The sequence below is a fragment of the Spirillospora sp. NPDC127506 genome (assembly GCF_040302145.1).
Taxonomy (GTDB): domain Bacteria; phylum Actinomycetota; class Actinomycetes; order Streptosporangiales; family Streptosporangiaceae; genus Spirillospora.
Window position 1 is genome coordinate 67,493 of sequence record NZ_JBEORG010000032.1, and the last position, 11,314, is coordinate 78,806.

The 11,314-nt window shown below is 73.1% G+C and carries 9 protein-coding genes; all 9 read left to right on the plus strand.

All coding sequences use genetic code 11. From position 1 onward, the window contains the following. The first annotated feature begins 26 nt into the window (after positions 1-26). The 9 genes from ABTW95_RS26425 (at position 27) to ABTW95_RS26465 (ending at position 11,185) form a co-directional block, all read left to right on the plus strand. A complete protein-coding gene (locus tag ABTW95_RS26425) occupies positions 27-1,496 on the plus strand; it encodes a hypothetical protein (RefSeq protein WP_500227695.1) in 1,470 nt (489 codons plus the stop codon). Between the two features lie 46 nt (positions 1,497-1,542). After that, entirely contained in the window at positions 1,543-1,953 is a 411-nt protein-coding gene (ndk, locus tag ABTW95_RS26430) for a nucleoside-diphosphate kinase (RefSeq protein WP_500227696.1), read from the plus strand. A gap of 195 nt (positions 1,954-2,148) precedes the next feature. Beyond that, positions 2,149-3,183, plus strand: coding sequence for a rod shape-determining protein (locus tag ABTW95_RS26435; RefSeq protein ID WP_396449593.1), 1,035 nt, complete (start codon positions 2,149-2,151; stop codon positions 3,181-3,183). Positions 3,184-3,282: 99 nt separating this feature from the next. Further along, on the plus strand, positions 3,283-4,290 hold the full coding sequence (gene mreC, locus ABTW95_RS26440; protein ID WP_500227697.1) for a rod shape-determining protein MreC: 1,008 nt from the start codon (positions 3,283-3,285) through the stop codon (positions 4,288-4,290). Between the two features lies 1 nt (position 4,291). Continuing rightward, entirely contained in the window at positions 4,292-4,891 is a 600-nt protein-coding gene (mreD, locus tag ABTW95_RS26445) for a rod shape-determining protein MreD (RefSeq protein WP_500227698.1), read from the plus strand. Continuing rightward, a complete protein-coding gene (gene mrdA, locus ABTW95_RS26450; protein ID WP_500227699.1) occupies positions 4,888-6,960 on the plus strand; it encodes a penicillin-binding protein 2 in 2,073 nt (690 codons plus the stop codon). Before mreD ends, mrdA begins: the two co-directional genes overlap by 4 nt. After that, positions 6,957-8,141 (plus strand): rod shape-determining protein RodA, encoded by a 1,185-nt coding sequence (rodA, locus tag ABTW95_RS26455; protein ID WP_500227700.1) that lies wholly within the window; start codon positions 6,957-6,959, stop codon positions 8,139-8,141. The genes mrdA and rodA overlap by 4 nt, the downstream gene beginning before the upstream one ends. 61 nt (positions 8,142-8,202) lie before the next feature. Then, positions 8,203-10,125, plus strand: coding sequence for a TIGR03960 family B12-binding radical SAM protein (locus tag ABTW95_RS26460; protein ID WP_500227701.1), 1,923 nt, complete (start codon positions 8,203-8,205; stop codon positions 10,123-10,125). Positions 10,126-10,327: 202 nt separating this feature from the next. After that, a complete protein-coding gene (locus ABTW95_RS26465) occupies positions 10,328-11,185 on the plus strand; it encodes a TIGR03936 family radical SAM-associated protein (protein ID WP_396449599.1) in 858 nt (285 codons plus the stop codon). Positions 11,186-11,314: the final 129 nt, after the last annotated feature.

Here is an 11,314-nt window from a genome sequence, read left to right on the forward strand (position 1 = left end):
ATGACGACCCTCCAGAGGAGCAGGCCGTGTCCACCCATGCAGCGTACGGCAGTGCGGCGTCCAGCGCGGCGTCCCCCAGTGCGGCGGCGACCCCGGCCCGGGAGCGCCCCGGCGAGGGCGCCGCGCGGCGGCGGCTCGCGGCGCTCGGCGCGCTGCTGCTGACCGGCACCGCGGTGCCCGCCGCCGTGCTGACCGTGCCGGACGCCTCCGCCAACGTCGTCCCCGCCGCGGCGGACGCCCTCGGCCTCGGCGGCGCGGGCGTCGCCGGCCTGCTGCGCGCCACCGGGCTGTCGCTGCCCGCGCTGCTGCTCGCCGTCCCGCCCGCCGCCGCGGCGGCCCGCCGGTTCCCCGCCTGGACGGTCCTCGCCGCGGGCCTGGCCGTGCTGCTGGCCGGCCTCGGCGCCGCCCGCCTCGCCGACTCCGTGCTGCTGACCGGGGCGGTCCGGGCGGTCCAGGGCGCGGGCGCCGGCACCGTCCTGCCCGCCTCCCTCGTGCTGGTCTGGGAACGCCGCGACCACGTCCTGGCCGCCGCCTGGGCGGGCGTGCTCGCGGGCACGCTCATCGCGGCGATGCCGCTCGCGCTGGCGGCCGTGCCCGCCGGCGGCGCGCCCGTCCCCGACTGGCGCGTCGCGCTCGCGCCCTTCCCGTGGCTCGCCGTCGCCGCGGCCGGCGCGGCGGCCGCCCGCCCGCTGCTGCGCGGCCGCGTCCCGTGGACGCTCCCCCCGGCCCGGCACACCGAGCGCGGCCGGCTCCTGGTCCCGCTCGTCCCGGCGGCGGGCTTCGCGTTCCTCGCCGTCGTGGCCGCCGACGGCTGGTCGCCCGGCGCGCGGCTGCTCGTCGGGGGCCTCGCGGTGCCCGCCCTGCTCGGCCTCGCCGCCGTCGGCGGGCGCGACGCGCAGACGGGCAGCCCGCACGGCTGCGCCCTCGCCATGGTCGCCGTCGGGCTGCTCGGCTACCCGGTCGCCGGACCGCTCGCCGGGCTCGCCGCCACCGCCCGCGGGCCCGGCGGCGCGCCGCTGCTCCCGTTCGCCGCCGCAGCCGTCGCCGCCCTGGCGGGCGCCCTCGCCGCGACCCGCGCGCCCGCCCGCGGCGCCGTCCGCACCGGCCTGCTGCTGCTCGCGTCGGCGCCGCCGCTCGGCCTCGCCGCCGACCCCCGCGACCGGTGGACGCTGCTCGCCATGCTCGTCCCGCTCGGCGCGGGCGCCGGGCTGGCCCTGGCCGGCTCGCTGCGGGACGCCGCGCCCGGCGCCGCGCTGTTCGGCCTGACGCTGTGCTTCCCGGCCGTGCTGACCGGGCAGCTGATCGTGCTGTCGCTGCAGGCGTCCCGGCTGCGGGGGCGGCTTCCGGTCACCGAAACGCAGCAGGTCCAGGCCCTTCTGGAGGGCTACCGCGGCTGGCTCGCCGCCGCCGGAATGCTCGCCGCGGTGCTCGCCGCCGCGGCGGTCCGGCCCGGCCTCCGGCGCCGGAATGCCACTTCCGGCGCGCGGGGCGGGTAGTATTCGCGCGCTTACCGAAACCGAAATTCCGCAAGGAGAACCACCCGTGTCCGAGCGCACTCTTGTCCTGGTCAAGCCCGACGGCGTCCGCCGCGGAGTCATCGGCGAGGTCATCTCCCGGATCGAGCGCAAGGGCCTGACGCTCGTCGCGCTGGAACTCCGCACGCTCTCCCGCGAGACCGCCGAGGCGCACTACGAGGAGCACGCGAGCAAGCCGTTCTTCGGCGAGCTGGTCGAGTTCATCACCGGCGGCCCGCTCGTCGCCATGGTCGTCGAGGGCCCCCGCGCCATCGAGGCGTTCCGCTCCCTGGCCGGCGCCACCGACCCGGTCAGCGCCGCCCCCGGCACCATCCGCGGCGACTTCGCGCTGGAGATCGGCGCGAACATCGTGCACGGCTCCGACTCGACCTACTCCGCCGAGCGCGAGATCAAGCTGTTCTTCCCCGAACTGGGCTGAGACGCGTCCGGGGGGACGACTCTCGAGCGCGGGCCGGAACTCCGGCCCGCGTCTTCTTTAGCGAAAACCGAGCTGGTCAGGACGCGTTTTTTCCGCGACGCGCGACGGCGGGGTGACTGCCCGCGGACGGGGGCGCACGTTACGATGGACGCGCCGCTATACACGCCCGTCAATCATGAAGGGCTCCCTTTCTTCATGGGTAACAAGCTGTCGTTTCTTGGCCGGGACATGGCCGTCGATCTTGGTACCGCCAACACACTGGTGTACGTGCGCGGGCGTGGCATCGTCCTGAACGAACCATCCGTGGTGGCGATCAACACCAACACCGGGAAGATCGTGGCGGTCGGCATCGAGGCCAAACGGATGATCGGCCGCACGCCCGGCAATATCGTCGCCGTGCGGCCGCTCAAGGACGGGGTCATCGCCGACTTCGACGTCACCGAGCGGATGCTGCGCTACTTCATCCAGAAGGTCCACAAGCGCCGGCACTTCGCCAAGCCGCGGATCGTCGTCGCGGTGCCGAGCGGCATCACCGGCGTGGAGCAGCGCGCGGTGAAGGAGGCGGGCTACCAGGCAGGGGCCCGCCGCGTCTACATCATCGAGGAGCCGATGGCCGCCGCGATCGGCGCCGGGCTGCCCGTCTACGAGCCCACCGGCAACATGGTCGTCGACATAGGCGGCGGCACCACCGAGGTCGCGATCATCTCGCTCGGCGGCATCGTCACCAGCCAGTCGGTCCGCGTCGGCGGCGACGAGCTGGACCAGGCGATCATCTCCTTCTCCAAGAAGGAATACTCCCTGATGCTCGGGGAACGGACCGCCGAGGAGATCAAGATGGCCATCGGCTCGGCCTATCCCGGCGGCGACGAGGAGCCGCACGCCGAGATCCGGGGCCGCGACCTCGTGAGCGGGCTGCCGAAGACCGTCGTGATCTCCGCCGAGGAGGTGCGCCGGGCGATCGAGGAACCCGTCAACGCCGTGGTGGACGCGGTCAAGACCACGCTGGACAAGTGCCCGCCCGAGCTGTCGGGCGACATCATGGACCGCGGGATCGCGCTCACCGGCGGCGGCGCGCTGCTGAAGAACCTCGACGAGCGGCTCCGCGAGGAGACCGGGATGCCCATCCACCTGGTGGACAACCCGCTCGACTCGGTGGTGCTCGGCACCGGCAAGTGCGTCGAGGACTTCGAGTCGCTGCGCCAGGTCCTCGTCCCGGAGCCGCGGCACTAGATCGGACGTGGTCCGCCGGGGGCGCCGGGGCGTCACCCCTCGGGGAGGAGCCGGCCGGCGCCGGGCTCCCGGCGTACACAGGAAACCGGAGGTCGGTGCGTGAAGGACACCCGGCGCACCCGCATGGTGCTCGGCGTGCTGCTCGTCGTGGCGCTCACGATGATCACCGTGGACTACCGCGGCGGCGCGGACTCGCCGCTGCGCGGGCTGCGCGGCCTCGGCGCCACCGTGTTCGGCCCCGTGGAGCGCGCGTCGGCGTCGGTGGTCCGGCCGGTGGGGAACGCCTTCGACGCGATCACCGACGCGCCCGGCGAGCGGCGCCGCGCCGACCGGCTCGCCCGGGAGAACCAGAAGCTGCGCGAGCAGCTGCGCTCCAGCCGGCTCGACAAGGACAAGTCGGCGCAGCTGGAGCGGCTGCTCGGCACCGCCGGGATGGGCGGCTACAAGATCCGCGCCGCGCAGGTGATCTCCGCCGGCCAGGGCTTCGAGGACACCGTCACCATCGACGCCGGGAGCCGCGCCGGCATCAAGCCCGACATGACGGTGATCAGCGCCGCCGGGCTCGTCGGCCGCGTCACCCGGGTCGGGCCCGCCACCTCGACCGTCCTGCTCGCCACCGACCAGACCTCGTCCATCGGCTCCCGGCTGGAGGCGTCCAAGGAGATCGGCATCGTGCAGGGCCGCGGGCGCCGCGGCCTCGGCGGGGGCGGCGACACGCCGCTGCGGTTCCAGCTCCTGGACGCCGCCGCGCCCATCCAGGTCGGGCAGCGGATCGTGACGCTCGGGTCGCAGGGGCAGCGCCCGTACGTGCCCGGCGTCCCGATCGGCGAGGTCGCGCGCATCGAGAAGGCCACCGGCGGGCTGACCCGCACCGCCTACGTCCGGCCGTTCGTGAAGTTCACCAGCCTGGACGTCGTCGGCGTCGTGGTCGCCCCGCCGAAGACCGACCCGCGGGACGCGGTGCTCCCGCCGAAGCCGAAACCGCCCGCGACGCCGAGCCCGAGCACGAGCCCGGAGGCGAGCAAGAGCCCGAAGGCCCGGGAGAGCGGCGACGCGCGGCCCCGCCGCTCCGCGAGCCCGTCCACCGAACCGAGCGCGAGGGACTGACGTGCTGAATCCGCCCGAGGCGTCGCCGGCCGGCCGCACCGCGGTCGCCGCGGTGGTGATCGTCGTGACCCTGATCCTGCAGGTGTCGGTGGCGAACCGGCTGCCGCTGCCCGGCGGCGTGCAGCCCGACCTGGTGCTGCTGGCCGTCGTGGCGCTGGCGCTGGTCGCCGGGTCGATGACCGGCATGGTCACCGGGTTCCTCGCCGGCCTCGCCGCCGACATCATCCCGCCCGCCGACCACACCATCGGCCGGTACGCGCTGGTGTACTGCCTCATCGGCTACCTGTGCGGCGCCGCCGCGACCGAGATGGACCGGCAGTCGGTCGTGCCGTTCTTCGCCGTCGCCGCGGGCGCGCTCGCCGGGACGGTCCTGTACGCGGCGACCGGGATGATCCTCGGCGACCCGCGCGCCGGGTGGGACACCGTCTCCCGGATGGTCCCGCTGCAGGTCCTGTACGACATCATCGCCAGCCCGTTCGTCGTCTGGGCGGTGCTGCGCGCCACCCGCCGGTACGAGAGCGGCGAACGACCGCGCGGCGACCGCCTCGCGGTGCCCGCCGCCCGCTACCGCGCCATGTCCGGGCGGGGCGGGATCCTGTGAACCCCCGCACCCATTTCCGGCTGGTCGTCCTGTACGTCCTCGTGGGCGCGCTGCTGCTCGTCCTCGTCGGCCGCATGTGGACCCTCCAGGTCCTGGAGGGCGAGCACTACCGGGAGATCGCCGCCCAGAACCGCACCCGCGACATCGTCGTCCCCGCCGTCCGCGGCATGATCCTCGACGACCGCGGCAGGCCCCTCGTCCGGAACCGCAGCGCGCTCGTCGTGTCGGTCGACCGGACCACGCTGTCCCGGCTGGACGACGGCGGCGAGGCCGTCCTGAAACGGCTCGCGGGCGTCCTCGGGACGACCTACGACGACATCTCCAAGCGGATCCGGCTGTGCAGCCCCACCGTGAAGCGGCCGTGCTGGCCGGGGTCCCCGTACCAGCCGATCCCCGTCGACGACCACGTCGACCCCAAGCGCGCCCTGCAGATCATGGAGCGGCAGGAGGACTTCCCCGGCGTCACCGCGCAGATCCAGGCCGTCCGCGACTACCCGGAGCCGGAGGGCGCGAGCGCCGCGCAGGTGCTCGGCTACCTCCAGCCCGTCACGCAGGACGAGCTGGACAAGCGCAAGGGCCTGAAGGTCACCGGGTACAGCGGCGTCGACCTCGTCGGGCGCGCCGGGCTGGAGGCCCAGTACGACCGGGCGCTGCGCGGCGAGCCGGGGTACCGCCGGGTCCTCGTCGACAGCCAGGGCCGCGTCACCGGCACCGCCGAGGAGCAGCAGCCGACGTCCGGCAGCAACCTCGTCACCAGCATCGACGCGGGCGTGCAGGGCGCGGCGGAGAAGGCGCTCAAGCACGCGATCGACAATGCGCGCAAGGGGGGCAAGCCGGCCGACGCGGGCGCCGCGGTCGTGATGGACGTGCGCACCGGCCACATGGTCGCGATGGCCAGCTACCCGACCTACGACCCGGCGATCTGGACCGGCGGCATCTCGCAGGAGAAGTACGACGCGCTGCTCGGCAAGAAGAACGGCGAGCCGCTGATCTCCCGCGTCACCCAGGGGCAGTTCGCGCCCGGCTCCACCTTCAAGATCTCCTCGGTGGCCGCCGCGGTGAAGGACGGGGCCAGCCTGAAGGGCATCTACCCGTGCCCCGGCTCCTACAACGTGGGCAACCGGGCGTTCAGCAACGCAGGAGGCACCGGGTACGGCCCGATGACGCTGCACACCGCCCTCGTGAAGTCCTGCGACACGGTGTTCTACCGGTTCGCCTACCTGGAGTGGAAGGCGGACGGCGGGATGCACCCGAAGAAGAACCCGTCCGACCCGATGGTGAAGATGGCCCGCCAGTACGGGTTCGGGAAGAAGACCGGGATCGACCTCCCCAGCGAGAGCGCCGGCCGCATCCCGGACCGGGAGTGGAAGCGGAACTACTGGGAGGCCACCAAGGCCGCCAACTGCAAGGGCGCTAAGGAGGGCTACCCCGAGGTCGCCAAGACCGACCCGGCGCGCGCCGCCTACCTGAAGGCCGTCGCGACGGAGAACTGCACCGAGGGCTACGTGTGGCGCCCCGGTGACGCGGCCAACTTCTCGGTCGGGCAGGGCAACGTCCTGGTGACGCCGCTGCAGCTCGCCCGCGCGTACGCGGCGCTCGCCAACGGCGGCAAGCTGCTGACGCCGCGGCTCGGGGTCGCGATCGTCCGGCCGGACGGCACGGTCGTCCAGCGGATCCAGCCCCCGCCGGCGGAGAAGCTCCCGGTCGACCAGAAGGTGCTGAAGTACATCCGCAACGCCCTGGCCCAGGTCCCCAAGGAGGGCACCGCGGCGGGCGCGTTCGGCGGCTTCGACTTCAAACGCGTCGACGTGGGCGGCAAGACCGGCACCGCCGAGGTCTACGGCAAGCAGGACACCTCCTGGTTCGCCTCGTTCGGCCCGGTGAAGAACCCGCGCTTCGCGGTCGTCGTGATGGTCTCGCAGGGCGGTTTCGGCGCCTCCACGGCCGCCCCCGCCGTCCGCGAGATCTGGGAGGCCATGTACGGCACGAAGGACAGGAAGCCCATCCTCAAGGACGGGAAGCTCCCCTCCGAGCTGCCGCGGATGCCGGGCCAGGGAGCCGCCCCGTGATCGCCGGAACCGGCGTGGGGCCGGTCGAGGGGTACGGCGCGCGGCGGACGTGGCGGGGCCGCCTCGCCGGGCTGCGCCGGCTCGACTGGCCGCTGTTCGTCGCCGTGCTGGCGCTGTCGGTGGTGGGCGCGCTGCTGGTGCGCTCGGCCACCTTCCACCTGCTCGCCGAGCAGGGCAAGGACCCGGAGAGCATGCTCAAGCGGCATGTGCTGAACCTGCTCATCGGGTTCCTGCTCGGCGGCATCGTCACCGTCCTCGACTACCGGCTCCTGCGCGCCTACGTGCCCATCCTGTACGGGGTGGCGTGCGTGGGCCTGCTGGCCGTGCTGACCCCGCTCGGCTCGACGATCAACGGGTCGCACTCGTGGATCGTGCTCGGCGGCGGGTTCCAGGTGCAGCCGTCGGAGTTCGCGAAGGTCGGGCTCGTCGTGCTGCTCGCGATGATCCTCGGCGAGCCGCGGGACGGCGAGATCGGGCCGGGCCGCCGCGACGTGCTGCTCGCGCTCGTCCTCGCCGGGGTGCCCGGCGTTCTGATCATGCTGCAGCCGGACCTCGGCACCACGCTGGTGTTCATCGCCGTCGTGCTCGGCATGCTGGCGATCTCCGGCGCGCAGAAGCGCTGGCTCGCCGGCCTGGTCGGCGGCGGGGCGCTCGCAGGCGCCGCGGTGTGGTTCTTCGGACTGCTGAAGGACTACCAGGTCGACCGGTTCATCGCGTTCCTGCACCCGGAGGCCGACCCGCGCGGCGCCGGCTACAACGCCCAGCAGGCGCGCATCGCGGTCGGGTCGGGCGGCGTGCTCGGCAAGGGCCTGTTCAACGGCGAGCAGACCGGCGGCCACTTCGTCCCCGAGCAGCAGACCGACTTCATCTTCACGGTGGCGGGGGAGGAGCTCGGCTTCGTCGGCGCCGCGGTCATCGTCGTGCTGCTCGGCGTGGTGCTGTGGCGCGGGCTGCGGATCGCCACCCAGGCCGCCGACCTGTTCGGCACGCTCGTCGCGACCGGGGTCGTGTGCTGGCTCGGCTTCCAGGCGTTCGAGAACATCGGCATGACGATCGGGATCATGCCGATCACCGGGCTGCCGCTGCCGTTCATCTCCTACGGCGGGTCCGCCACCTTCGCCAACATGATCGCGTTCGGGCTGCTGCAGGCCGTGCACGTCCGGCGGCACGCGTTCGATTAGCGACCGTCCAGCGCGTAGGCTGGACGTTCATCCCAACGTCCCCTGCACGGAGGATTCCGTCATGCCGGTCGAGTCGCTCTTCCCGCGCCTGGAGCCGCTGCTTCCGAGCGTGCAGAAGCCGATTCAGTACGTTGGCGGCGAGCTGAACTCGCAGATCAAGGACTGGGACCAGACCGACGTCCGGTGGGCGCTGATGTACCCGGACGCCTACGAGGTCGGGCAGCCGAACCAGGGCGTCCAGATCCTCTACGAGATCCTGAACGAGCGCGACGGCGTCCTCGCGGAGCGGACCTACACGGTCTGGCCCGACATGGAGGCCGTCATGCGCGAGCACGGCATCCCGCAGTTCACCGTGGACGCGCACCGCCCGGTCGGCGCGTTCGACGTGCTCGGCGTGTCGTTCTCCACCGAGCTCGGCTACACCAACATGCTGACGGCGCTCGACCTCGCCGGCATCCCGCTGGACGCCGCCGAGCGCACCGGCGAGCACCCGATAGTGATCGCGGGCGGGCACGCCGCGTTCAACCCCGAGCCCATCGCCGACTTCATCGACGCGGCCGTCCTCGGCGACGGCGAGGAGATCGTCCTCGCGATCACCGAGGTGATCCGCGAGTGGAAGGCCGAGGGCGAGCCCGGCGGGCGCGACGAGCTGCTGATGCGGCTCGCGGCGTCCGGCGGCGTGTACGTGCCCCGCTTCTACGACGTCACCTACCTGCCGGACGGCCGCATCCAGCGGGTCGCGCCGAACCGGCCGGGCGTGCCGTGGCGGGTCGAGAAGCACACCGTGATGGACCTCGACCAGTGGCCGTATCCGAAGAAGCCGCTCGTCCCGCTCGCCGAGACCGTGCACGAGCGGTACAGCGTGGAGATCTTCCGCGGCTGCACCCGCGGCTGCCGGTTCTGCCAGGCCGGGATGATCACCCGCCCGGTCCGCGAGCGGTCGATCACCACGATCGGGAGCATGGTCGAGCAGGGCCTGAAGGAGTCCGGCTTCCAGGAGGTCGGGCTGCTCAGCCTGTCCAGCGCCGACCACAGCGAGATCGGCGACATCGCCAAGGGCCTCGCGGACCGCTACGAGGGCACCAACACCTCGCTGTCGCTGCCGTCCACCCGCGTGGACGCCTTCAACATCACGCTCGCCAACGAGTTCTCCCGCGGCGGACGGCGCTCCGGGCTGACGTTCGCGCCGGAGGGCGGCTCCGAGCGGATGCGCAAGGTGATCAACAAGATGGTCACCGAGGAGGACCTGATCCGCACCGTCAGCACCGCCTACGAGAACGGCTGGCGGCAGGTCAAGCTGTACTTCATGTGCGGCCTGCCCACCGAGGAGGACGAGGACGTCCTCGCGATCGCCGACATGGCCAGGCGCGTCATCCAGGCGGGGCGCGAGGCCACCGGCCGCAAGGACATCCGCTGCACCGTGTCCATCGGCGGGTTCGTGCCGAAGCCGCACACGCCGTTCCAGTGGGCCGCGCAGTGCGACCACGAGACCGTCGACCGCCGCCTGCACGCCCTCAAGGACCTGCTGCGCGCCGACAAGGAGTACGGCCGCGCCATCGGCCTGCGCTACCACGACGGGCGGCCCTCCATCATCGAGGGCCTGCTGTCGCGCGGCGACCGGCGCGTCGGCAAGGTCATCCGCGCCGTCTGGGAGGACGGCGGCCGCTTCGACGGCTGGAGCGAGTACTTCTCCTACGAGCGCTGGACCGCCTGCGCCGAGAAGGCCCTCGCCGACGAGCCCGTCGACCTGGCCTGGTACACCGTCCGGGAGCGCGACGAGGTGGAGGTCCTGCCCTGGGACCACCTCGACGCCGGCCTCGACCGCGAGTGGCTCTGGCAGGACTGGCAGGACGCCATCGACGAGACCGAGGTCGAGGACTGCCGCTGGACGCCCTGCTACGACTGCGGCGTCTGCCCCACCATGGGCACCGAGATCCAGATCGGCCCGACCGGCCGGAAGCTGCTGCCGCTGTCGGTGGTCTGACCCGCGGCGGCCCGGCCCGGGGCGCGGCGACCCGCGCGGGCGTCCGCATGTCCGGAACCGGTTGCGGGAACGCCCTGAGCTGCGGGGGTCCGGGCACGACGGCGCCCGTGCTTGGCGGAACGATGCTCGGGGACCCGTACTCTATAGGGAGACCTAGTTTTTCGACTCGACACGAGTAGGAAGGACAAGAGCCCTGGCACCCATGCCGGAGGGTCCGGCGCCGGCCCCCGTGACCCAGCGACTGCGCGTCCGCTACGCCAAGCGGGGCAGGCTGCGGTTCACGAGCCACCGCGACATTTCCCGGGCCGTGGAACGCGCCGTCAGGCGCGCCGGGATCCCTGTCGCGTTCAGCGGCGGATTCACCCCCCACCCGAAGATCTCGTACGCGGGTGCGGCGGCGACAGGGGTGGCCAGTGAGGCCGAATACCTCGAACTCGGGCTCACCGAGACCCGCGACCCTGCGCGGGTGCGGGCCGATCTCGACGCGGCCCTGCCCCCCGGGCTCGACATCGTCGATGTCGTGCCGGTGCGGGCGGGACGGGACGACGCGGCGGCGAAGCCGAGCGCGTTCGCCGATCGGCTCGAGGCGTCCGAATGGCGGATCAGGCTGGACGGCGTGTCCGACGACGACGCCGCCGCGGCCGTGGCCGCCTTCATGGCCGCCGAGCACATCGAGGTGGAACGCCTCACGAAGAAGGGACGGCGCCGTTTCGACGTGCGCGCCGCCGTGTCCGCCTGCGAGCTGGACCGGCGCGCCGCGGAGGCGGCGGATGCCCCTTGTGCGATACTTCGAATGGTTGTTCGGCATTCCACACCGGCCGTACGACCCGACGACATCCTCACCGGACTGCGCCAGGTAGCCGACCTCGCGCCGCCGTCACCGCCGCTGGTGACCAGGCTGGCGCAGGGGCCCCTCGACGCGGACACCGGTGGCCTCGCGGATCCCCTGGATCCCGACCGGGAGATCGGCCTGCCGTCCGGCGACGACGCCGAGACGGCCCGCGGCCCTGCGCGGCCGCAGCCCGGGGACGCCGCGAGCGCGGATGCCGTCAGCGCCTGACCGGGGAACCGAAGCCGTGGGAGCACGGAACCGGTTCCGCAGGGTACGGCCGGCGCACCCCCGACGACTTCGTCGTCATGGCCGGACCACCGTCCGGCGGTGACGACGCCGATGACTGACGAGGTGCTC

Coding starts and splice junctions, on each gene's coding strand:
- ABTW95_RS26465 (WP_396449599.1), top strand. CDS start 10,328: ATGCCGGAGGGTCCGGCGCCGGCCCCCGTGACCCAGCGACTGCGCGTC.
- ABTW95_RS26460 (WP_500227701.1), top strand. CDS start 8,203: ATGCCGGTCGAGTCGCTCTTCCCGCGCCTGGAGCCGCTGCTTCCGAGC.
- ABTW95_RS26435 (WP_396449593.1), top strand. CDS start 2,149: ATGGGTAACAAGCTGTCGTTTCTTGGCCGGGACATGGCCGTCGATCTT.